Below are 24296 nucleotides of genomic sequence, written 5' to 3' on the forward strand. Positions count from 1 at the left end.
ACATAAAAACTCGAGTAAACTCTTCAACCTCAAAATTTACTTGCCGTCGTTGACTCATTGTCATCCTTGTTGTAGCTTTCCACTTCACCTGCCTTTGACGCGTGCTAGCTCCATATAAGGTGGCAACCTACGCCAAGTGAACTTTAAATCAGTCCATTTGTTTCCAAGCAACTGCAATAAAGATTTCTGCGCCCGTCGGTGTAATTGTGAGCCCACAACACTTCAAAAAAAGTAAAACAGAGACTTATCGTTCGCTTCCCCTTTCGCAACACACGCAGTTCTTTAAACACTACCGCTCTGTTGAACATTGATTTCAGGCTCCACCAGTTACTGCAACAGTTCCCTGTTAGCCATGCCACCCTCAATCACGCAGTGGGTCTGATTAGGTATTGGGCATTACGCTATTTTGCAAGCTCATCCACCCACCACGCCGAAACAGACTCGCTCTCGCTGTATATTACTCACTTCCTATGGCTTATTTAAGCCTGTCAGGTTTGCGAGCTTCGCTGGGAAAAAAAATGCCGCGCACTAATTTTAGCGGGCGGCATAAACTGTATATCTAGATTATTGTCACATACCTTCTAAATTAGAAAGTAAATTTAACCCCGGCTTTATACATACGTCCAAGATTGTCATAAGTACTTGGGAAAGTATTACCACTGTTAAATGAAGTTGAACCAACTTCACCACCTAAAACAGGCGCATCTTTTTCGAAGATGTTATCTATACCAAACGTAAATTTAGTATGCTCATTATAGAGATAGCTCGCAAACAAATCGACATAGTCATAACTTTCAATACTTTGAAACTGGGCAAATGTGTCAACAATTTGGTCACTTTGAATATCAACGCCGCTCATGTGACGCCATAGAGCAGAAACTGTGAAGTCATTCAACTGCCATGTTGTACGCTGAACCCAACGCAAGTCAGATGTCGGACTACAAGTTGTACCAAACTGTCCTTTACAATCAATTAATACAGATTCATTAGAACTTTGTTGTTCATGCGTTAAATATTTGTTTACGTTAGCATTAAATGATATCTCACCCATTTCACCTAAATCTACGCTAAAGTCTACGTTTACTTCGATGCCTTCAACCTGACGAGACTTAAGGTTAGTCGTAAACAACTCTATACCAGAGCCAGAAATGGTTAAATCACCACCAATGCGTTTGATTTTTGAACATGCAACGGTATCGCCGCCTATGTAACAGCCATCAAGCACTTCTTGAGGAGAGAATTCACCAATATAATCGTCAACTTGAATGTCGTAATAATCAACTGAAAGTACAAAATCATCCAAGAAATCAGCAGTGTAAACAAAACCAGCAGTAAATGTTTCAGCATCTTCTGCACCAGGTGCATTATCGGGATCACTGCCATTGAAGGCGTTAACTTGACCAGAGATAATATCTTGTACCGCACCTACTTGCGCTGGAAGCATACCTGTTGATAAACAAAGAGCCGTTAACGCTGCATCAATGTTACTCACATTAGCAATTGAACATGGATCTAGCGTTGCGTTATCTAAACCTGTCACGACAGGAGAAGAAAGCTCACCAACGTTTGGAGCACGTGTTGCTGATTGCTGCATTACGCGGATTAATACTTGGTCAGTTGGTTGCCATGTGGCACCCAGTTTCCACGTATCTACAGAGCCAACAGAGCTATAATCTGCACCACGATAACCAAATTCTATATCTACGCGTTCAGCAAAAGCAACATCTTCCAATACCGGTAAAATACCTTCAATGAAAAGCTCTTCAGAAGAGAAACCACCATTAATGGCAAGTAAGTTACCACCGGCACCGCCTTGACAACTGGCCGGCGCTTGTTTTAAACACTCATCAGGCTCTAATGAACCGGTCTCTTTACGATGTTCGTAACCAACACTGATAGAAAGTTCTTCTGCAGACCATGGAGATTTTATCGCTTCTACAGGACCATTAGCCGTAAGAAGTATAATTTCTTGCGTGTAGGCTTGTGTTTGAAGAGCGGTTGCCGTTGAATAAGCCGCCATTTCAGGTGTAATCGTGCCTAAACCACCAAATAAATTAAGTGGCACACAAGAAGAAACACCATTTTTACAGTTAACGCCATCCGTACTGTCTAATGCGTTTTGAATGTTAGTTAGGTTAGTGTAGCCACCACGTGTAGTAACACGGTTTGTTTCACCATATTGATATGAGGCGTCATACATCCAATCGCCATACAATTCACCTTCAACTCCGGTTAGCAAAGAAAATTGGTCTGTGTTGAAAAGTTCTGAGCGTGGACCAAACTCTACTGTACGACGACGTAATTGCACATTTAAGTAATCGGCAGCATCAACGTCACCGCTTCCATTACTATCAATCCAGTTAGTCAACCCTGGAGTATTTAATAAGCCCGCTGCAAGAGCATCGTTACCGGCATCAATCATGTATTGGCGAGCCTGATCAACGATGAATGGGTTAGCAAGGGGTATGTCAAATCTAGCGCCAAACGTACCTGAAGGAGCGACTTGTTGTGAAACAGACTGACGGTTATAGTTGAATGTACTATAAACAGTAGCATTGTCATTGATTTCATAATGACCAATAGCGGTCGCAGAATAACGCTCAGCGGGAGTTTGATAGAAGTTAAAAGGGTTGAAATTGAATCGGCTACAATCTGCACCAATGCTACCGTCATTTCTAAATTGCCCATTAGCCGGCGCATAACCCACGAGTGCAAACTTTGTTGGGATAGCAGTAGTTGAACCACTTCCTAAAACAAAATCAACAACATTAGGACCGTCACAACCTGCAGGGCCAGGAACGGGTGGAAGACCGGCACTAAATTCATTAAGACCCGCACCGGTTTCACTGTCGATACCCAGCAAACCTAATGGACGGTCACCTAATAGTACCTGGTCACGATTCATCCAGCTTACAGATAAAGCAATATTACCTTTACCGTCAGCAGAGTTTGAACCTAACGTTAAAGAGATGTTGTCTTTCTGACCATCATTATCACCTGTTACAGCATGATTGTATTGTAATTCAACACCTTCAAAATTCTTTTTCATGATGAAGTTAATAGCACCTGATATGGCATCAGAGCCATATACTGCTGAAGCACCACCCGTTACAACATCAACACTTTGTATTAATGCGGTAGGAATAGAAGCAGTATCAACTTGACCATTAAAATTGAAAGGTGTCATACGACGACCATCCATCAAAATCAATGTACGCTGAGTACCTAAACCACGTAAGTCAACTGTTGCAGCACCCGCACTACCATTGTTTACGTTGGCACCATCACCCGGAATTGTACTAGGCAATACTTTAAGCATTCTTTCCACTTCAGGCTCTTGAAAGAAACCAAGCTCTTCAGAGCTCATTGAGAAAATTGGGCTGGTAGAAACAGCACCAGGTCGGCGAATACGACTACCTGTAATTGAAATCTTTTAAATTGAGTTAAGTGAGTCAACTGATTCAGCTGATTCAGTTGACTCTTCTTGTGCATTTATCGAGCCTGAAACGACCATTATCGATGACGCTACGCTCATAGCCATCGCTAGACGAATTGACTTCGCCAATTTTGAATTTATAAAGATGTATCTCTCCTTTGACCAAAATATTTTATAGTGTTTGGTCGTTGAAACGACTTTTAAAATGAAGGTATTGACCCTCTAATCCAATAACAAACAGGATTATTACATCTGGTCAAAAATACAACCCAAACAATATAAGGCACAACATATAACTAAACATGCAGCCATATTGATAAGAAATTATCTACATTTATTTGTCTAGTGATTTTTGTTTTGCTAATTATTTCTGTCATCAAGATAAAACATTAACTATTGTGAACAGCTAGGAAACTAAAGTGTTAGACGAAACCACTTAACAATGTATATATTGGACGCATGAATTAATATTAAAGGTAAAAAACATGAAACTAGATGATGATATCCATAACTATTACGAACACTTAGTACTTGATAGGATTGAAACATTAGGCTTGAATAAGTCTAAGGGTGAAGATTATTTAGCAGACTTATGCTGCCTCGCTCTGAACCAAATCCCACCGCGATATATTAGATTTGAAGTGGACATGTCCTTTTATTTGCCACAAAGCGAACGTCAACAGATGGAAATGAATGCAGTAAACGCGGTTAGTCAGGCAGCAAGCTTTTTAGATCAAAATGTTATTGAGAAGAAACTAAAGTCAGCGACATAATAGGAATTTAGGATTGGTGGTGCCCTTCCAGCCACACCTCGGCACATGAGTCGTTTGCTGCGGCTGCTCCCTTCCAGGTCTGACCGGGTTCACAAATTATCATTGCGAGGGGACCGAAAGGTCACCGTTGAAATCCTTAACAAAACTTTCGCATCGCGTTAAGGGGGATGCATTATGAACAAAGCTTATGTCAGATGCAATACTCTTTTCACGACATTTTTTCCGAAATTGTATTCAGCGAATAGAAATCAACCAAATCGTTCTTCAGCAATTTGATTAGCGATAATATTAGTAGCAACCCCTTGTGACTGAGCGCGATGGTATATCTCTAGTAGTGTATTGCTTATTTTTTCAATATGGTCTCGTAAACCTTTATCTGAACTAGAAATTGATTGGTGATATATGTCTATTATCCCACCAGCGTTTAACACATAATCTGGGGCATACAGGATCCCTTTATCTGCTAACAACTGACCAAACTCTTCTTTAGCCAACTGGTTGTTCGCTGCACCAGCAATCACTTTCACTTTTAATTTCGCAATGTTTTTGGCATCAAGAATGGCTCCCATTGCACAAGGGGCAAATACATCAACATCTAAATCATAAATATCTTCAGGGCTGACTGCCGTGGCAGAAAACTCGCTGACTGCTTTTTCAATGTTTTCAGGATGGATATCGCTGACATATAACTTGGCTCCCTGTTTATATAGATGTTTCGCTAGGCGAATTCCAACGTGCCCGAGACCTTGAATAGCGACTTTTACTCCTTTAAGCTCAGAATTCATCGCATGTTCTACCGTTGTTTTAAGACCAACGTACACGCCATAAGCCGTTGATGGAGCTGGATTTCCATCAGCTGGTTCAGAATTAATATGATATTTGGCATGAATACCTGCCACATGAGCGGTTTGTCTACCCATTAGTTTCAAGTCATCAACTGTCAAACCTGAATCTTCAGCACTGATGTATATCCCAGATAAACTATCAATGAACTTACCCATAGCAAACATTTTTTCTGGTGTTTTTTCAGTTCGAGGATTGCCAATAATAACAGCCTTGCCGCCCCCCTGTTTAAGCCCAGCCATCGCGGCTTTATAAGTCATGCCCTTGGACAGTCTTAATACGTCTCGCAGTGCTTCTTCATCACTAGCATATGGCCACATACGACACCCACCTAGGGCATTACCTAGATTTGAATTATGCACAGCAATGATTGCTTTCAAACCACTTTTTTTATCTTGATAAAAAGCCACATGTTCGTGCCCATCAAATTCACTATGCTCAAAAACCGACATCTCATTCACTCTTTAAATGTTCCTATACACTAATCATATCCCACAAGATGTAGGACATCTTTTGCGACTTTATTGTGCAGTCAAACTAGTTAAACTAAAAAATCACAGATGAATTGTGTCACTAGGATAAATATCCTCTTTTTTGTCTTGAAAAAGAATTAAACATTCATCATGCTATCAGCCAATTAAATACTCTCAATAAAATAAAAAATTATGAAACTAGATAAATTCGATCGAGAAATTTTGCGAGTCATGCAAAAAGACGCGACTGTTTCGATGGCTGATTTAAGTCAAAAAGTGGGTTTGTCACACACGCCATGTTGGCGCAGAGTTAAACGACTCGAAGCTGAGAAGGTTATTCTTCAGAAAGTGACATTGTTGGATAATAAAAAATTAAATCTAGGTGTGTCAGTTTTCATTTATGTCACCTTAAAAAATCATGATGGAGAGTCATTAAATGACTTTGAAAAGGCAGTTCAAAACATTGAATCAATAGTTGAGTGTCATACTACTAGTGGTGATAAGGATTATTTGTTGAAAGTTATTGTCGAAAGTATCGAAGAGTATGAACACTTACTTAAAACTAAATTGACAAATCTTCCCTTAGTCGACCATTTAAGTTCAACGTTCGCGCTTAAACAAGTTAAAAACACCACTGAATTACCCATTAAAAATCTTTGAAAATCTGCTATTTAGATATCAGCATATTTTTCGTACAAATTAGATTTAAATTTTTATCACAATTTAAGCTCGGCTCTGTAGAATAAAATACTGCAATATTTACTTTCGTCGAACTTTCATTATCTTGTTTTTGAGTGACTACAAATATTTGACACAAAACGATATCAATCAATATTTATAATAAAACCATTACACTATTTTTACGGTCTTTTTGTTAATGCCGTAGTCACGTAGTTTATTAGCAATAGCGGTGTGGCTTAAACCTAGTTTTTTTGCTAACTGTCTAGTACTCGGATAACTGGGGTATAACCGCATTAAAATGTCTTTTTCAAAACGTTTAACTTCGTCATCTAAACTGCCTGCGAATTCTTCTGAAACAAAACTGACAGTTGCAGAGCATGACGGCAGTTGGATATTTTCTTTTTCTAGTTCGTTGCCTTCTAATAGTGAAACCGCTCGATATAGGGCATTTTCAAGTTGCCGTACATTGCCGGGCCACGGATAAGTTTGCAGATAATCGACACAAGCCTTGGTCATCTTAGGTGCCTTTCGACCTAATTTCACACTATGTTGTTTAATAAATCGATCAGCTAACGCAATAATATCTGATTTACGTTCTCGTAGTGGAGGTAACACCAAACTCAACATATTTAAACGATAAAACAGGTCTTCTCTAAATTGCCCCTCTTGCATTAATTTACCTAAATCTTTATGAGTAGTGCAAATTAACCGAACATCGAACTGTAAAGGTTTCTCATCACCAATTTTGTGGTAACTCCTATTTTGTAAAACCCGCAAAAGCTTTATTTGAAGCTGTGAAGACATATCACCCACCTCGTCCAAGAGCAAAGTGCCACCTTGCGCTAATTCTAACAAACCCACTTTTCTGTCAGTCTGCCCATCAATTCCTGCTGCGTGACCAAATAACTCGGACTCAGCAATATTATCTGGCAAAGACGCACAGTTTAAAGATAAAAATGTCTCCTCATTGCGTCTACTTGCTTCATGGCAAGCCTTGGCAAGCATTTCTTTACCTGTGCCAGTTTCGCCGAAAATAATAATTGGCCCATCTAATTCGGCCATTCGCTTAGCCTCTTTCACCACGTTTTTCATCGCTTTACTATCCGCTTGGATAGAGATGAAGCTATCTATGCTCGCCTTATGAAAAACAGTCAGTTGTTGCCCTAACCTAAGCTCAGATTTCAGCATAAAGACGGCCCCCGCCAATATATCAGCGCCATCGGAATCAGGTACCATAACAGGTAACATATCAAGCAAATAATCTTGTTCTAAAAATCGAATTCTTTGTGCTTGTACTTGGGGATTTTTACTTTCTAACCAGCGAATTACATTAAATCCTTTAAGAAGTTCTGCAATATCACTACCAATAATTTCATTTTTGGGCACTTCTAGACTTGAGACAACCGCATCATTAATCATGATGATTTTGCCCTTAGTATCCACCGAAAAAACCGGATCCGGCAAAGTCTGCAACAACGCTTTCAGCTGGTATTGTTCGCGCTCAAGGGGCATAAAAGGTGTGGTTTTCACGTCTTCAATACCTTCGATTTTGCGTATCTTAGGCATCAAATGTTGAAAGTCTTCAAACTCAATATTAGGAAAGTTTAAAAAAATCTTTCCTAATTCATCAATCTCAATTCCTCGCAGATCGATTTCATGCTCAACCAATATATCTAACACATCTTGAGCAATACCCAAACGGTCCTGGCAGTTTACTTCTAAGCGCATTTACAACCCCGTTTTGAATACAAGACAACACCAGCCTAAATTGGGCTAGCGTAAATATATTATTACAATTGGCTTAGCGAAGACAGTGTTATTAGTTGACAGTTTTTACAATCTCATAAGCCCGCTTTGGAGAGGGCTGTAAAATCATCCAGATTTAAAAAGTCATCAACTTGCTTGTTTTTCTTTAGGCAGGAACCTGGGGGCATATAACCCTAGATGTTTGGCTTGCGTAACCAAATCCATAATATCCATTTCTGCAACATCAAATAGTGAGTCAAACGAATCTAGAACATAATAAATAGGCTGCATAATATCGATGCGGTATGGGGTTCTTAATGCATCTAAGGGCTGCATTGGCATATGCACACAATCATCTGATTCAAGCGAATGAATTGTCTCACCGGGGGAAGACAGAACGCCACCACCATAAATTCGAGTACCATCTTGAGTACTAACTAAACCAAACTCAACAGTAAACCAATACAACCTTGCTAAAAAAGCTCTATCTTCTTTACTTGCAGCATAGCCAAGTTTTCCATAGGTATGGGTGAAATGTGCAAAAGCAGGGTTTGTTAATAATGGACAATGACCAAATATCTCATGGAAAATATCGGGTTCTTGAAGATACTCAAACTCTTCATTTGAACGGATAAAAGTCGCAACTGGGAATTGTTTGTTAGCTAATAAGTGAAAGAATTCATCAAAATTGATCAAAGAAGGCACTTGTTTTACCTTCCATCCGGTTGCTTTAATCAAAACTGAGTTAATTTCAGCTAGCTGTGGAATACGTTCAGGAGATAAATTCAGCAACTCCAGACCATGTAAATATTCGTCACAGGCCCGACCTTTAAGTAAGCTACATTGTTTTTGTAACAATGCTGCCCAAATTTCATTTTCTTGTGCACTCCAATTTACCAGACCATTCTCATCAGCTTCATGGGATTTATAACGAGTATTTTTTGACATACAATCCAATTGATTTATTACGTAACATATCCAAAATTGTACTCGTACTAATGCAAATCAAAAGCCTAATGCATGTTTTTGTTTTGTGATTCAATTGTAAATATAAGCTTACATACGATAAAATCACATAATTTACAAGTCATCTAAACTTAGCTAAAACACTACTTTAACTGCTTGTTAAGATCCTCCAACAATTGTTTGCTGATACCTGACATCACTGGTTTAGGCTTTGATATCCAAGGTAAAGGACGACATTCGTTAATCGCCTTTAAACCAATTCTAGCAGTCAACACACCAGCTCCCATACCCTGAGCAATACGAGTTGATAACTTACCTGCAAGGCCAGCACTTAATGCGTAATTACCCGCATCAGATAAAATTTCGGCTGCACCTGCGTACAACATAGTATGAAATATTTTACGAATTAGCTTAACTCTGCTCCAATAACCCAAATGTAAACCATATATTTCGCTGACTTGGTTCAACATCCGAATATTTCGCCATAGCACTATCAGCATGTCTAACAAGGCAAACGGGCTTACAGCTATCATGACACTTGCTGCCGAGGCATTTTTACTGACCTGTTGCAAAGCCATTTTATCAATAGGAGCTAACACTAAGTGTTCAAACAAAGACAAAACTTCACTATCACAGTGATGAGAATCCAAGCTTTCTCGCCAACTTACTACCAAGTGTTGATAATCATTTGGAAGACTTTTGGCTATTTTAAAACAATGTTGTTCAGCCAATCCTATAACACTCGTATTGGCCATTTGCTGTGATTGTGTTCGGATATCATCTTGATGTTTGAGTTGTTTCAGTCCCCTGTATTCAACAAAAACTTGACGCATTACCAATATTCCAAGGGCTGAAAAAATGGCTAGCCAAACACCTGCTAACCAGTCCATTCGCTCTACCATGGCAATAATAAAAAAGACTAACTCGGCACTACTTGCCAGCAATACACCAACAAACAAAAAACTAACCATTTTTACTCTTTTTTTAATGCTTAACTCTTTCAAATCCTCTAGTGGAATAGCATCATCGACTGGATCATCACTCACCTCTATTGAATCAATATTGGTAACAATAAACGCTGATTTAACTGAAGGCTGTGAATGAATTTCTTCGTCTTGAGTGCTAAAAACATGGGCACCTTTGAGTACCTTAGATGTGCTCGCATCATTCTGTTTTTGTTCATTGGATAAAGGAGGGATTTTCATATTAATTTATCCGCGAGTAAAAAATCGAGTACTTGATCCATTCTGATATGAGGCAGAACATGTTGTGTATTCATCAGGGGGGGGGGATAGTTTAGGGAACTCAAATTTTTGCTGCTTCCAGAATTCAGGGCCGGGGCAGCTTTGAGGCACTTCTCCAGGAAACAGGGTAATAGCTGCCCCCTGTTCGTTCCTACCTTGCAGTACTGGGATACTTTCACCATTTTGCTGACAAAGACCTGACTTTGAAGCGCGAATAGCAGACACAGCAGTTGATTCGGTACTGACGCCATCAAATTGTATTTGTTTCCTGACACTATGCAGCATACTTTCCAACAACTTAACTAAGTTAGTTTGCTGTTCAGGTGTAATATGGTCAGCCTTACTGGCGGCAAATACTAACTTATCAATTTTAGGTTGAAACAAACGATTTAGTATATTGGAAGATCCGTATTGAAAACTCCCCATCAGCCAGTCTAAGGCTTTTTGTAGGTCTTGATAGCTATGAAAACCACGATTTAACGCAGACAAACAATCAACTAAAACAACTTGTCGATCGAAACCTTTGAAATGGTCTTTATAAAATGGTTGTACAACTTCGGTTTTATAATGTTTAAAGCGCCGACACAATAACTCAGCATTACTATCTTTTAGTGGTTTATTAAGGTCAATTCCCTGCTGTTCAAGTTGTAAGTCTGTAATAGGAAAAAAATGTAAAACGGGGGCACCAGACAACTCCCCAGGTAAAATAAATCGACCGGGTTGTAATAATTGATACCCATTACTTTGGCAATCAATTAAGTACTGAGTATATAACTCAGAGGCTTTTTGTAGTGCTAATTCATCGCCTCTAGCATTTAAATCTAAATTTGCCACTGCATTAAAAAACGGAGTTGCTAAGTCATGCCTAATGGGGTCGCTTAGTTCTCCCTGACAATGCTTAGACCACTGAGCATAATCCATATCGAGTAGCGGCAAATCAAGCAACCATTCTCCAGGATAGTCGGTAATGTCTAAAGTTAGAGTTGCGTCCTCGGTCAGATATTTACTCAACCCCTTACTCTTTTTATACTTTATTTTTAGTCTTACCTGCGAAATACCTTTTGTCGACGCAGGCCATTCGGGTGAGGTTTGGGTAAGCTTGGCCATGGCCTCTTCGTATGCAAAACGACTAAAACTCAAATTGGGTTGAATATCTCGTTTTACACCAATCAACCGCGACTCTCTGACCACTGAAAAAAAAGGGAGGTGTGCCGCTTCGTTTGCTTCAATAAGTTGGTTGACTAAAGATGTAATGAACGCAGTTTTACCGCTGCCACTGAGTCCAGTCACTGCCAAGTTAACATGATTATTAACGAGTCTTGCCGCGGTTAACTTTAGCTTTTGTTTGGTCTGGAGAATGTTAGGATGTTGGAGCAAGGAAGTCTGCATGAAAACGGTATCAACCTTATGTAATTGGAAGAATAAAATACTTAAGGCTGACATTCAGCCAGCCCCATTAAGATTAGATTATAACTTGCTTAACTCTCGATTAAGTTGAAACTCAGTTGAAGTGACATAGGTCTCCATTTTTCTAAGTCTAGTTTCATTTTTTTCAAAGCGTTGTTTGATATCGATAAAAGCCTGTTTAGGTGGTTCGCCTGCTTGCCAAACTTTAGACTTCACCACTACTTTTTCTGATTCGTCCTCAGACACATTATGCCACCCCTTGCCTTGCACTTTATTGTGGTGGCTAGTTGCATTCCCTTCATCTTTTGGTCTAGCTGCCAAGCCCCTTGGTTTTTTTCTAAAATAAACCACGCAGCAATATAACCAACGAAGAAAAATGGCGGTGCCAATAAAAAGAATCCAGTTAGCGTTAGGATTCTCACCAACCATATTTCCATGCCAAAGTATTCGGCTATACCAGCACACACCCCTGCAATTTTTCCTTTGCTAGGGTCTCTGTGTAAGCTGCCAAAAGTTTTCATACTTTATTCCTCCACTCTGGCGCCTCTGCATCCAAAATTGACTCTAATGTATGAATGCGATCTGCCATTTTTTCTGCTCTATCAGCTAATTCTTGTAATGTGCCATATTCAGCTTCAGTCAGTCCCTGATTCATTTGTTTTTTGCTCCGATAATGCATTATCAGCCATATCGGAGCGACAAAGATCATAAAAATAACGATAGGTGCTACTATTATTCCAACTACGTCTTCCACAATTCGTCTCCTTTTGCCAGTATCTACCGACCATTACTGGCTTACTTTTCAACAGCTGTTGATTTACTTTGCATTTTTTTCTTCAATGCCGCCAGTTCATCATCAATTTCATCATCTGACTCAAGTTCAGCAAATTCATCAGCTAAGGTTTTCTTACCTAAGTCGTAAGCATCGACTTGTGACTCTAAATCATCAATCTTGCGCTCGTATTGTTCAAATCGACCCATCGCAGCATCGACTTTGCCACTGTCTAAGGTTTTCTTTACTTCAAGCCTAGAGCTGACTGTTTTTTGACGCAATATAATGGCTTTTTGACGTGTCTTAGCATCCGCTAATTTGTCTTGCAGTTGCCCGACTTCACTCTGCAATTTTGTAATTTGCTCATCTACACCCTTAAGTTCATGTAACAGAGCACTGGCATGTTCGTCACACTTTTTCTTTTCATGAAGCGCTGCACGGGCTAAGTCTTCTCTATCTTTACTGATAGCTAATTCTGCTTTCGATGTCCAATCCTTGGCTTCATTCTGCATTTTACCAATTTGCGAGCAAATTTCTTTTTTACTAGCCAATGTCTTTGCTGAAGCAGAGCGCACTTCAACCAGTGTGTCTTCCATTTCTTGAATAATTAAACGCACCATCTTTTCAGGATCTTCGGCCTTATCTAAAATGGAATTAATATTTGAGTTCACTATGTCTGTGAAACGCGAGAAGATACCCATAGTTTTTACCTCTTTTATCAAATGTTAGTTAAATAATGTTAATTAACAGGGCTATTTGTTTTTTTCTTACCAAGTTCTTGCTAAATTCTATTCAATTTACAGGCCAACATCATGGTTTAACTAAATTATTGATTTTAAACAAATATTAATTTACACACTGCACACTGAGATCTACAATAATTAATAAGCAGACTATTAGTTAGTCGTTTAGACCACTTTTTAAGGATATTGATGAGCCGCTTTCGCCAACAAGATAAAATGCTAGGTCAATCTAATAATTTTTTAGAAGTGTTAGAGCAAATTTCACAAATTGCACCTTTAAATAAACCCGTTTTAATTATTGGCGAAAGAGGCACAGGTAAGGAGCTGGTTGCAGCCCGGATGCATTTTTTGTCAAAACGCTGGGAACAAACCTACCTGACACTCAATTGCGCAGCCTTAAATGAAAGTTTGTTAGAAAGTGAATTGTTTGGATATGAAGCGGGTGCTTTTACTGGCGCAGCTAAACGTCGAGAGGGGCGATTCGAAACCGCAGATAACGGCACCTTATTTTTAGATGAACTGTCTAATACATCTGGCATGGTCCAAGAAAAGCTACTTCGGGTAATTGAGTATGGAGAGTTTGAACGCGTAGGCGGCTCTCGCAGTGTGAAGGTCGATGTTCGAATAGTTGCTGCCACGAACGAAGATTTACCCGCTTTAGCGGACTCAGGTGAATTTAGAGCAGATTTGCTAGACAGATTGGCATTTGACGTCATCACCCTGCCCCCTCTGCGCGAACGCAGAGAAGACATAATGATGTTAGCCGAAAACTTTGCTATCAACATGGCCAGAGAGCTTGAAATGGAACTATTCAGTGGTTTTACTGAAAAAGCTAAACGCATTTTATTGGATTATCACTGGCCGGGTAACATCCGTGAATTAAAAAATGTTGTGGAGCGAGCTGTATATCGCAGTAACAATCCTAACTTACCAGTTCATAATATTGTGTTAGACCCTTTTGAATCCATTTACAGGCCACAAAGAAGGATCAAAACTCAGGATAGAATTATCCAGCCAGAGGTTATACCTTCCGCCATCACGTCGACTGAAACTTTGCTCAAAGAACATACTTTAATTGAGCCAAAAACAAACTCAGCCTTTGAATTCCCAGTTGATCTAAAAGAACTTTCTCAAGAGTTCGAAATAGATTTAATCAATCAGGCATTAAGCGAAAGTCAATTTAATCAAAAAAAGACCGCAGAAAAACTCAAATTAACTTACCATCAACTACGCGGCTATTTGAAAAAGTATAATTTGTTAGAGCAAACTAATGAAGAAATGGATTAAGCGGGAGCGTGAATATTCTAGCAAAACCTAATAAACATATTTGGTTCAAAACAACGTTGATTGTTTTGGCGAGTACCTTTTTGTGTGCCTGCGATGCACTTCTTCAATCGAAAACAGATCCTAATGGGATTGTTTATTGCTCAGAAGGAAGCCCAGCCAACTTTAATCCACAATTAGATACCTCAGGCACAACGGTTGATGCTTCATCCCACCAAATTTATGATCGATTAATAGATTTTGACCCGGTGACGGGAGATATAGTACCTGCGCTTGCTACCAGTTGGTTGGTAAGTGACGATGGTAAAACCTATACTTTTCAGCTAAGGCAAGAGGTCCCTTTCCACAAAACTGACACTTTTGAGCCAACACGCTTTTTCAATGCTGAAGACGTGTTGTTCAGTATTAATCGTTGGCGACTGGTTGATCACCCCTATCATGAGATATCTGGTGGCAGGTATCCATATACTGATAGCCTGAATCTTCGCGACCTGATAACACAAGTTAATCGCATCAATGGTTATCGAGTGGAAATCACATTGAATAGACCAGAAAGCTCTTTTTTAGCTAACCTTGCTACAGATTTTGCTGTGATATTATCTGCTGAGTATGCTGATAAGTTGATATTACGCAACCAAAAAGAGCTCATAGATTATAAGCCAATTGGTACTGGGCCTTATCAGTTAGATAGCTACCGCCAAGACCGATACATACGCTATACGAAACATCCAGAGTATTGGCGCCATATAGAGTTAACTGACAAACTGATATTTGATATCACTCCTTCTAGCTCGCTGAGACTCGCTAAACTACTGACCGCCGAATGTGATGCTATTGCTTTACCCGCCCACAGTGAGCTGGAAGTGATACGAAAGCAAGAAGATTTAGTATTAGATGAAAAGCCAGGCCTAAACGTAGGATTTTGGGCGTTTAATACATCCAAACCACCATTTGATAATCCACTAGTGCGCAGAGCCCTAGGCATGGCAATTGATAAAAATGCCTTGATTGAAGCGATTTATTTTAATAGCGCCGTTGCAGCAAAAAATATTGTTCCTCGCACATCTTGGGCATTTCAATCTGATGTACGGCCCCTTAGCTACAATCCCATCGCAGCAAAGAAGTTATTGCGTGAGCAAGGCGTTCCGGAACACTTCTCCATGACTGTCTGGGCGATGCCCGTACAACGACCGTACAATCCAAATGCCTTGAAAATGGCTGAACTAATCCAAGCCTATCTGCAAGATGTCGGTATACGAGTGAATATTATCAGTTACGAATGGACAACATTCAGAGAACGTTTAACAGAAGGGCTACATGACTCTGTCTTAATTGGTTGGTCAGCAGACAATGGTGACCCAGACAATTTTTACCGCCCACTATTATCGTGTTCGGCCATTAAATCAGGTACTAACAGGGCAATGTGGTGCTCAGATGAATATGACTTATTGATTAATAAAGCTTTAGAGTACACCGACATCAGCGAACGGACATATTTTTATGGCAAAGCCAATGAACTTCTGGCCGAACAACTGCCTTTGATCCCCATAGCTCATGCCTCTCGGTACCAAGCTCATAGGAAAAATTTGGACGGGCTAGTTATTAACCCCTATGGCGGTGTACGGTTTGGTGGAGTGAAAAAACTCTAATGACCAATGTATTATTGCGTTATGCAAATCTTGTTCTTGTTACACTTTTTATCCTAAGCTTACTGTCTTTTCTGCTAGCGTATTTATTTCCTGGGCAAGCCTTAGAAAATCTTACAGGTTTAAGGTTTAATAATTTGACGGAACTGCAAAATAGTCAAATAAAGTACTCTGTAGATGACAATATATTTGTGCAATATTGGTATTATATGGGTGAACTATTTGCCGGTAACTGGGGAATAAGTTTCAATTCAGGTTTACCGCTTTATGAAGATGTTGGCCATTACCTTCCTGCCAGTATAGAGCTAAGTGCCTATGCTCTCTTTCTGTCCTTTTTTATTGGCTTACCCTTAGGTTTTTTAGCTGCGTTGCGACATCATAAACTTACCGATTACAGCTTGTTATCGGTGAGCTTATTGGGTTATTCAATTCCTGTATTCTGGCTGGCCTTGATCATGATCCTAGTTTTTTCTTTGCAATTAGGATGGTTTCCACTATCAGGGCGTATAAGTTTATTATTTGAAATCCCTGGCATCACAAATTTCATTTTAATTGATATTTTATTATCTGATTCAATCGATAAACAAGCCGCACTCATTAGTGCTTTTAGACATCTCATTTTACCAACTGTGTCGATTGCGTTTGTCACTACAACGATGATATTTCGGATCACCAGACGTTCGGTAATTGAAACCTTAAATAGTGAGTTTATCTTAGCGGCTTACGCCAGAGGGTTAACACCAAGACAAGTGCTCATGCGTCATGGTGTTAGAAATGCGCTAATACCTATTTTTCCATTATTAGCCATGCAATTTCCCACTTTGTTAACCAATGCCATGATAGTAGAAAGTATTTTTTCTTGGCCTGGTATAGGTAATTGGCTTATTCAAGCTATTTATCAACAAGATTATCCCGCGATAAGGGCAGGAATGTTAGCCGTATCGGTTTTGGTGGTTATTTTCACTATGTCAATTGATCTAATTATTCGTCTAACCGATCCAAGACGCAGAAGGGCTGAACGTGCCGCAATCTAGTTTATATCAGGAAGAACATCATCCCTCTCCGCTGCAATACACTTGGATGGAATTTAAAAACAATCATATCGCTGTAGCAGGGCTATTTTGTTTTGCTTTTTTTCTGATCATTACTGTTTTTTGCCCATTATTAGCGCCCTTTGATCCGAATATGCAACAAATAGGCGATTTGTTGATACCACCTGCTTGGGATCCCAATGGGGGTATTAGCCATGTATTTGGCACTGATGCCTTAGGCCGTGATTTATTATCTAGAATTATCTATGGCTGTAGAATGACTTTTGGTATTAGTTTGTTTTTGGTTATTATTGCTATGCTTCTTGGAGTGGGATTAGGAGCTCTAGCAGGAATGAGTAGAGGGTTTCGTTCAAGTTTTCTTAATCATACTTTAGACTCGATTCAGGCAATCCCAACGTTGCTTATAGCCATTATTATTATAGCTATTTTAGGTCCGGGATTAGTCAATAGTATGTGGGCCATAGCTCTCGCACTGATACCTCAGTTTGTTCACCAGACTCGGGATTTTGTAAGGCATGAATTGTCTAAAGAATATATTATGGCTGCAAAACTCGACGGTGCCAGTAAAACCCAAATATTTGTTCGCTCCATATTGCCGAATATGGGTGAGATGTTAGTGGTACAAGCTACCTTAGCACTATCAATCTCTATTTTAGACATCAGCGCTTTGGGATTTCTCAAGTTAGGTGCTCAAGCCCCGTCTTCGGAATTAGGAGCAATGCTTTTGGAAGGTATTGAGGTTGTTTACATTGCACCTTGGACAATTGCCCTGCCCGGTGGAGCACTTTTTTTGATGATGATTTCTATCAATTTAGTAGGTGATGGGTTGCGTTCAGCACTTAGAAATAGGTTATTACATTAATGGTCTTGCTTGATATCAAAAACCTAACCTTAGAAATTGATATATCTGGAGGGTGGGTTAAGGCGCTTGATAAAATTAACATGGTGATCCATGAAGGTCAAATTCATGCCTTAGTCGGTGAGTCAGGATCAGGTAAAAGTTTGATCATCAAAGCGATTGTTGGGGCACTACCTCAACGCTGGCGAATTACTGCCGACCGTATGACATGGAAAGGAAAAAACTTATTAACGATGACAGCCAAAGCACGGCGTAAGCTCATTCGCAAAGATATCTCGGTGATCTTTCAAAACCCTATTGAGTCACTCGATCCCTTATTAACGTTAGGCCAACAGCTAAAAGAAATGCTTCCCACTGACAAATTAACTAAAACATGGTTTTGGCAGCGGAATCACGAAAAACAAGCATTAGCGATAAAACTGCTGCATAAGGTAGGCATTAAAAAATCATCTACTATGTCTTAGTAGTTACCCTCATCAAATTGCCAACGATGTGGTACAGAAATTCATGATTGCGATGGCATTGGCATCTGAGCCTAAATTAATAATTGCCGATGACCCTACTAAAGGCATGGAAGTTACCTCAAAGACACAAATATTAAAGTTACTCAGTAGAGTGAATCAAGTAAAAAGCATGAGCATTTTGTTTGTCAGCCACGATTTGTTAGCTATATCCAGCATGGCCAGTTATATGACCGTTTTATATTGTGGGCAAACGGTCGAAAGTGGTGATTTAAAGCAACTAAGAAAACGCGCCTTTCATCCCTACACTCAAGCGCTGTTAGATAGTGCCCCAAGCTTTCGCAAAGATCTTCCCCCAAAATCTCCTCTTAGTTCATTAGATGGCACCATTCCTACTTTACATCATTTGCCTATAGGCTGTAGGTTAGGCCCAAGGTGCCCCAGAGCTCGCAGAGAGTGTGTCGCAACACCTCAAATCAGAAGGGTTCATACACATTTCTACAGTTGTCATTTTCCACTACACTGGGATGCTAAATAATGGATCTCATCAATGTTGAAGCATTAACGTTTCAGAATAAAACAAAAAGCATGTGGTCAAAAAGTAAAGTGACGTTTGATTTAGGGCCTGTGAGTTTTAATGTAAAAGCTGGTGAAACCTTAGCTATTGTAGGCGATAACAGCTCGGGTAAGTCCTTGTTGGCCAAACTACTTGTGGGGTTAGAGACACCTAAAAGTGGCAAGATTTTTATGAATGGAGTGGAACTGAATAAATCGAACATAAGTGTCAGATGCCACGATATTAGAATGATTTTTCAAAACAGTAATGATTCCCTTAACCCTGGGCTGACATTGGGTTCCATTCTGGAAGAACCACTGCGCCTCAATACTAAACTTAATGCTCAACAACGCAGGTCGCTAATAGAACAGACTCTTAGACAAGTTGGGTTAATGGCGGAACATCAGTTTTTTTATCGACATATGTTGTCAGATGGACAACGTCAAAGAATAGCCTTAGCCAGGGCTCTAATACTGAACCCCAAGGTCATTGTTGCAGATGAGCCGTTTGCGGCGTTAGACCCATCAGTGCGCTCTCAGGCAGTTAATCTCTTAATGAAACTACAGCTTGATTTAGGCCTAGGCTTTATCTTTATTTCCCACAACCTGGGCATCGTTAGGCATATATCTGACAAAGTGATCATCATCAAGGATGGTAAAGTCATCGAGTCAGGAAAAACAGATGCTATTTTTAATTGGCCTAAAAATGAATACACCCAAAAGTTAATTAATTCTCATCAGGCATTGGTTAATGGACAAGATAATCAACGCTAAAAAGTTTCAAAACTGATGCAGTTAAATAAAAATGTATATTTAACTGCATCGAGCTATTTTATCCTACCAATGCCAACAATATCCCAGCGGCTACGGCCGAACCTAGCACACCAGCCACGTTAGGCCCCATAGCATGCATCAGTAAGAAATTATGATGGTTTGCTTCCAGTCCAACCTTATTAACCACTCTGGCCGCCATAGGCACAGCAGACACCCCAGCCGCACCAATCAATGGATTGATTTTTTGACTGCTGAGTCTACTCATCGCTTTTGCCATTAATATGCCAGCCGCAGTTCCAATGGAGAATGCGATAGCACCTAATGCTAAGATACCTAGGGTTTCAACAGTCAAAAACTTATCAGCCGATAATTTTGAGCCAACAGCTAACCCCAAAAAGATGGTCACAACATTAATTAATTCGTTTTGGGCGCTATTACTTAATCTATCTACTACACCTGATTCTTTCATCAAGTTACCTAAACAGAACATCCCCACTAAGGGTGTTGCCGTTGGTAAAAACAAAATACACAATAATAAAACCGCTAAAGGGAAAATTATTTTTTCACGCTTAGACACAAATCTAAGTTCAGGCATCTCTATTTTTCTTTCTTCTTCAGTAGTAAACAGGCGCATGATAGGCGGCTGAATTATAGGCACCAACGCCATATACGAATAAGCAGCGACCGCAATGGCACCTAATAAATCAGGCGCCAATTTGGACGCTAAAAATATCGCTGTCGGTCCATCAGCACCTCCAATAATGGCGATAGCTGCGGCATCTTGCAACGAGAACTCAAAGCCAGGCACCATGTTTAGGGCAATAGCACCGAATAGCGTACCAAAGATACCAAATTGAGCAGCAGCACCAAGTAGCAGCATTCTAGGATTAGCAATCAGAGCACTAAAATCTGTCATCGCTCCCACACCCATAAAAATGAGCAAGGGGAAAACACCTGTATCGATGCCAATATGATAAACCAGATAAAGCAACCCACCAGGATCACTGAAACCAGCTAAAGGAATATTGGTTAGTACAGCCCCAAAACCAATAGGTAACAACAGCAACGGTTCAAATTTTTTAACAATAGCTAAGTAAAGTAATAATGCGCCAACACTCATCATGATCACCTGGCCTAGCTCAAAATGAGCCAGAGAGGTGCTTTGCCATAATAATTCAAGCTTTTCCATCTGTGTTCCTTATCCTATGACTAACAAAGGTTGACCGGTTTGTACCGCATCTCCTTCTTTAGTTGAGATATTAGATACCACACCTGAATCAGATGCTCGAATTTCGGTTTCCATCTTCATTGCTTCCATAATGATGACTACGTCACCCGAAGTCACTACATCACCCTCTTTAACCAGCACTTTAAAAATATTACCTGCCAGTGGTGATTTTAATGCTTGCCCAGTTTCAGAAGCAGCCTTAGCCACCTTAATCGGAGGCGGAGAATCAGGCGCTGCTTGCACACTTGTTAACTCACCACTTTGCGCTACTTCAACCTCAAACACTTGACCATCAACACGCACTGAGTAAGCCGCAGTACCTGTTGTTTGTGCATTAGGAGAAGCACCACTACTCGAAATCCCATTCTTTGAAGCAACTTGTGGTGTATGACTGGGTGCTGGCTCGAAGGCATCCGGATTATTTCTATTTTTGAGAAACTTTAAACCAATTTGTGGAAACAAAGCGTAGGTCAGCACATCATCAACCAAATCATCTGCTGTTTGGATTGATTCTTTTTTAGCAATATCGGTAAGCTCAGTGGTAAGCGCCGCTAGCTCGTTGTCTATTAAATCTGCTGGGCGACATGTAATGGCTTCTTTGCCATCTAATACTCGCAGTTGTAACTCTCTATTAACAGGCGCAGCAGTGGCACCATACTCACCTTTAAGTACTCCAGCAGTTTCTTTACTGATGCTCTTATACCGCTCTCCTGTTATGACATTAATAACAGACTGAGTACCTACAATTTGTGATGTGGGTGTGACCAAAGGAATAAAGCCCAAATCTTCTCTAACTTTTGGAATTTCTAGAAGGACTTCGTCCATCCTGTCTTCAGCGCCCTGCTCTTTCAGTTGGCTTTCCATGTTAGTCAACATACCGCCAGGTACCTGTGCAATCAAAATACGCGCATCAACACCTTTAAGGCTACCTTCGAACTGCGAATACTTTTTGCGGACGTCGCGGAAGTAACTAGCGATTTCAGTAAAAGCAGGTAATGCTAAACCGGTATCACGCTCTGTACCTTCAACAATAGACACAATCGTTTCTGTCGCTGTATGTCCATAAGTCATGCTCATCGATGAAATAGATGTATCTAAAATATCAATGCCTGCATCTATCGCTTTTTGGTAGGTAGCGGTGCTCAAGCCCGTTGTTGCATGACAGTGCATGGCAATAGGTACTTCGATGGATTCTTTTAATCGTGTCACCAATTCTTCGCATTCGTAAGGCTTGAGTAAGCCTGCCATATCTTTTATACAAATTGAGTGCACGCCCATATCTTGTAACTTATTGGCCATATCTAACCAAGTCTGCAAGGAATGCACCGGAGAAACTGTGTAAGACATGGTCCCTTGAGCATGTGCTCCTTGTTTAATGGCTGCCTTAACCGCAGTTTGTAGGTTACGAATATCGTTCATTGCATCAAATATGCGGAACACATCGACACCGTTTGCATGTGCCCGCTCAACAAACTTTTCAACCACATCATCTGCATAATGGCGATAACCTAAAAGGTTCTGGCCTCGCAATAACATTTGCTGTTTAGTTTTAGGCATGGCTTTTTTAAGCTGGCGAATACGATCCCATGGATCTTCACCTAAATAACGAATGCAAGCGTCAAACGTCGCCCCACCCCATGTTTCTAATGACCAATAGCCAATATCGTCTAATTTACTTGCGATAGGTAACATGTCTTCCAGACGCATTCTGGTCGCAAACAAGGATTGGTGGGCGTCACGCAATACAAACATTCTGTAATTTGGTAAATGGTTTTACGGCATGGGGAATACTTTCCTTAAAGGATTTTAAACTAAGTGTGACTGTCGATGTTGAAAGATAGCTGCGCTAATCGCAGACACAATCTTTGGAGACACGTCTTGATTATTAGATAAGGTATTGTTTGTAAATTTGGGTTGGGTTTTTATAGTATTGAGTGACTCATCAGGGATAAGTTTATTTATCCAAGCAATTAGAGTAATTGCACCAATTAGCATCGATAAAAACAAAAACACCACTACCATTCCAAGTAATAATAGATTAGCAGCTTCTGCAAGAGCATTCGCGACTTCAGGTTGCATACAAAGATGATCTCAAAATTAAACAATTAATAGGTGATAAGTACCATGCAGCCTGAGAAAACACAACAAAACGCCAAGAGGAAAAGTGCATAAAGAATAAGAAAAAATTCGGATATTGTGAATATTTATCCAATCACCCTCAACAATTAACAATCTATTCACATACTCGTTATTAAACAGCTATTAGTAGAATCTAATCCAAATAGCTAAGCGATAACATAGAAACTGGTGTTCCACATACAAAAAAGCCTACAAATTAATTTGTAGGCTTTTTTGTATGTGGTGCGCGTGGAAGGATTCGAACCTCCGACCACCTGGTTCGTAGCCAGGTACTCTATCCAGCTGAGCTACACGCGCAAACTGTTTGCTTTAGAAGTACAGCCAAATACGACAACCTTCTAAAAAATCTTTCAAATATGGTGCGCGTGGAAGGATTCGAACCTCCGACCACCTGGTTCGTAGCCAGGTACTCTATCCAGCTGAGCTACACGCGCATTAAAAACTTCACATTAACATTCAATGGCGGAGAGGGAGGGATTCGAACCCTCGGTACGAATAAACGTACGGTTCCTTAGCAGGGAACTGGTTTCAGCCACTCACCCACCTCTCCGGAACTTGAATCTTATACTCACCTTTGGATGTTTGTCATTTCGACTAACTAAACTTATCTACCTGAACCTTCGGCTTTAAGCTGCTGGGTTAAGTTTAAGCTCTCCTTAATGAGGAGCAGGATTCTACCGATCCACATGAGTATGTCAAACACTTTTTATGAAGATAATGACGGCATGCTGGCATTTTAAACGATTATTGGTTAAGTGCTTATTTTTTGTCAAATTTGAGCAAAAAACACAAATTAATGAAGGCTAAATAACAGACATAAAAAAAGCTGGTTACCCAGCTTTTTTTAATTTGAATACCTACTAGTCTTCGTCCGTGCTTGCTGCCTGTTCATGGGCGGCAAGTTGTACGTTCTTTTCAGCTTGGATACGCATATAAATTTCTTCACGATGCACAGATATTTCCTTAGGTGCATTCACACCAATTCTTACCTGATTACCTTTTACCCCTAATACTGTTACGGTGACGTCATCACCAACCATTAGAGTTTCTCCAACACGACGAGTTAAAATTAGCATTCTATTGCTCCTTTATCCGTTAAAACCACGATTCCTTCGTTAAAGTAAGTGTAAATTACCAGCACCGCTAGAAAATTTACCCAATCGGTTTTTCCCTATTTTTGTTGTCACCACAAAAAACAACCGAAAAATTCTTTC

Annotated in this window: 19 protein-coding genes, 3 tRNA genes, 1 other RNA gene and 3 pseudogenes; 8 read left to right on the top strand and 18 right to left on the bottom strand. The window is 40.0% G+C overall.

Translation table 11 applies throughout. The features are described 5' to 3' along the window. Nucleotides 1-586: 586 nt before the first annotated feature. Nucleotides 587-3430, bottom strand: a complete 2844-nt coding sequence (locus tag C427_RS15110; RefSeq protein ID WP_322786678.1) for a TonB-dependent receptor domain-containing protein — start codon at nucleotides 3428-3430, stop codon at nucleotides 587-589. A 491-nt stretch (nucleotides 3431-3921) separates the two neighbouring features. Here C427_RS15110 and C427_RS15115 point away from each other — a divergent pair, with 491 nt between their 5' ends. Next, a complete protein-coding gene (locus C427_RS15115) occupies nucleotides 3922-4209 on the top strand; it encodes a late competence development ComFB family protein (protein WP_007641242.1) in 288 nt (95 codons plus the stop codon). 22 nt (nucleotides 4210-4231) lie between these two features. Here C427_RS15115 and ffs read toward each other — a convergent pair. Together ffs and C427_RS15120 are read right to left on the bottom strand one after the other, a co-directional pair. Further along, an RNA gene (gene ffs / locus C427_RS25055) (signal recognition particle sRNA small type) lies at nucleotides 4232-4328 on the bottom strand. 129 nt (nucleotides 4329-4457) lie between these two features. Next, entirely contained in the window at nucleotides 4458-5504 is a 1047-nt protein-coding gene (locus tag C427_RS15120) for a Glu/Leu/Phe/Val dehydrogenase dimerization domain-containing protein (RefSeq protein WP_007641248.1), read from the bottom strand. Nucleotides 5505-5717: 213 nt separating this feature from the next. On the opposite strand from C427_RS15120, the gene C427_RS15125 reads away from it, so the two are divergent. Further along, entirely contained in the window at nucleotides 5718-6185 is a 468-nt protein-coding gene (locus C427_RS15125; protein ID WP_007641249.1) for an Lrp/AsnC family transcriptional regulator, read from the top strand. Nucleotides 6186-6374: 189 nt separating this feature from the next. On the opposite strand, the gene tyrR is transcribed toward C427_RS15125, so the two are convergent. The 8 genes and pseudogenes from tyrR to pspA form a co-directional block, all read right to left on the bottom strand. Next, entirely contained in the window at nucleotides 6375-7934 is a 1560-nt protein-coding gene (gene tyrR / locus C427_RS15130) for a transcriptional regulator TyrR (protein WP_007641250.1), read from the bottom strand. Between the two features lie 165 nt (nucleotides 7935-8099). Continuing rightward, complete coding sequence (gene phhA / locus C427_RS15135; protein ID WP_007641251.1) at nucleotides 8100-8900, bottom strand: phenylalanine 4-monooxygenase; 801 nt, start codon at nucleotides 8898-8900, stop codon at nucleotides 8100-8102. Nucleotides 8901-9061: 161 nt separating this feature from the next. Beyond that, nucleotides 9062-10123, bottom strand: a complete 1062-nt coding sequence (locus C427_RS15140) for a YcjF family protein (RefSeq protein WP_015431030.1) — start codon at nucleotides 10121-10123, stop codon at nucleotides 9062-9064. Continuing rightward, nucleotides 10120-10344: a YcjX family protein gene (locus C427_RS28570; protein WP_322786679.1), complete on the bottom strand. Its 225-nt coding sequence runs from the start codon at nucleotides 10342-10344 to the stop codon at nucleotides 10120-10122. Before C427_RS28570 ends, C427_RS15140 begins: the two co-directional genes overlap by 4 nt. Continuing rightward, nucleotides 10256-11605: pseudogene (locus C427_RS15145) on the bottom strand (YcjX family protein); the annotation flags it as partial. The gene C427_RS28570 and the pseudogene C427_RS15145, both read right to left, overlap by 89 nt. A 24-nt stretch (nucleotides 11606-11629) precedes the next feature. After that, a pseudogene (gene pspC, locus C427_RS15150) lies at nucleotides 11630-12090 on the bottom strand (envelope stress response membrane protein PspC). Then, on the bottom strand, nucleotides 12087-12323 hold the full coding sequence (pspB, locus tag C427_RS15155) for an envelope stress response membrane protein PspB (protein ID WP_034899963.1): 237 nt from the start codon (nucleotides 12321-12323) through the stop codon (nucleotides 12087-12089). The pseudogene pspC and the gene pspB overlap by 4 nt, the downstream one beginning before the upstream one ends. 41 nt (nucleotides 12324-12364) lie before the next feature. Continuing rightward, nucleotides 12365-13042, bottom strand: coding sequence for a phage shock protein PspA (pspA, locus tag C427_RS15160; RefSeq protein WP_007641257.1), 678 nt, complete (start codon nucleotides 13040-13042; stop codon nucleotides 12365-12367). A gap of 231 nt (nucleotides 13043-13273) precedes the next feature. On the opposite strand from pspA, the gene pspF reads away from it, so the two are divergent. The 6 genes and pseudogenes from pspF (at nucleotide 13274) to C427_RS15190 (ending at nucleotide 19715) form a co-directional block, all read left to right on the top strand. After that, complete coding sequence (pspF, locus tag C427_RS15165; RefSeq protein WP_007641258.1) at nucleotides 13274-14371, top strand: phage shock protein operon transcriptional activator; 1098 nt, start codon at nucleotides 13274-13276, stop codon at nucleotides 14369-14371. 8 nt (nucleotides 14372-14379) lie between these two features. Next, a complete protein-coding gene (locus C427_RS15170) occupies nucleotides 14380-16017 on the top strand; it encodes an ABC transporter substrate-binding protein (protein ID WP_007641259.1) in 1638 nt (545 codons plus the stop codon). Then, the gene (locus C427_RS15175) at nucleotides 16017-17048 is read left to right on the top strand and encodes an ABC transporter permease (protein WP_007641260.1); all 1032 of its coding nucleotides are present in this window, start codon (nucleotides 16017-16019) and stop codon (nucleotides 17046-17048) included. The genes C427_RS15170 and C427_RS15175 overlap by 1 nt, the downstream gene beginning before the upstream one ends. After that, nucleotides 17035-17928 carry an ABC transporter permease subunit gene (locus C427_RS15180; RefSeq protein WP_007641261.1) on the top strand — a complete coding sequence of 298 codons (894 nt, stop codon included), beginning with the start codon at nucleotides 17035-17037 and terminating at the stop codon, nucleotides 17926-17928. Before C427_RS15175 ends, C427_RS15180 begins: the two co-directional genes overlap by 14 nt. Then, a pseudogene (locus C427_RS15185) lies at nucleotides 17928-18924 on the top strand (oligopeptide/dipeptide ABC transporter ATP-binding protein). Before C427_RS15180 ends, C427_RS15185 begins: the two are co-directional and overlap by 1 nt. Beyond that, entirely contained in the window at nucleotides 18924-19715 is a 792-nt protein-coding gene (locus C427_RS15190) for a peptide ABC transporter ATP-binding protein (protein WP_007641270.1), read from the top strand. Before C427_RS15185 ends, C427_RS15190 begins: the two are co-directional and overlap by 1 nt. A gap of 58 nt (nucleotides 19716-19773) precedes the next feature. Here the strand turns inward: C427_RS15190 and C427_RS15195 are convergent, their stop codons facing one another. From C427_RS15195 to csrA, 7 genes are all read right to left on the bottom strand, one after another. Beyond that, the gene (locus C427_RS15195) at nucleotides 19774-20904 is read right to left on the bottom strand and encodes a sodium ion-translocating decarboxylase subunit beta (protein WP_007641272.1); all 1131 of its coding nucleotides are present in this window, start codon (nucleotides 20902-20904) and stop codon (nucleotides 19774-19776) included. A 9-nt stretch (nucleotides 20905-20913) separates the two neighbouring features. Beyond that, nucleotides 20914-22695 (bottom strand): sodium-extruding oxaloacetate decarboxylase subunit alpha, encoded by a 1782-nt coding sequence (gene oadA / locus C427_RS15200; protein ID WP_041250459.1) that lies wholly within the window; start codon nucleotides 22693-22695, stop codon nucleotides 20914-20916. A 54-nt stretch (nucleotides 22696-22749) separates the two neighbouring features. Next, nucleotides 22750-23022 (bottom strand): OadG family protein, encoded by a 273-nt coding sequence (locus C427_RS15205; RefSeq protein ID WP_015431036.1) that lies wholly within the window; start codon nucleotides 23020-23022, stop codon nucleotides 22750-22752. Nucleotides 23023-23302: 280 nt separating this feature from the next. Beyond that, nucleotides 23303-23379 (bottom strand) — tRNA-Arg (locus C427_RS15210). Between the two features lie 60 nt (nucleotides 23380-23439). Then, nucleotides 23440-23516, bottom strand: a tRNA-Arg gene (locus C427_RS15215). Between the two features lie 26 nt (nucleotides 23517-23542). After that, nucleotides 23543-23632: transfer RNA gene (locus tag C427_RS15220), tRNA-Ser, on the bottom strand. A gap of 310 nt (nucleotides 23633-23942) precedes the next feature. Beyond that, nucleotides 23943-24158, bottom strand: coding sequence for a carbon storage regulator CsrA (gene csrA, locus C427_RS15225; protein ID WP_034900187.1), 216 nt, complete (start codon nucleotides 24156-24158; stop codon nucleotides 23943-23945). Nucleotides 24159-24296 lie beyond the last annotated feature (138 nt).

Source organism: Paraglaciecola psychrophila 170 (genome assembly GCF_000347635.1).
Lineage (GTDB): Bacteria > Pseudomonadota > Gammaproteobacteria > Enterobacterales > Alteromonadaceae > Paraglaciecola > Paraglaciecola psychrophila.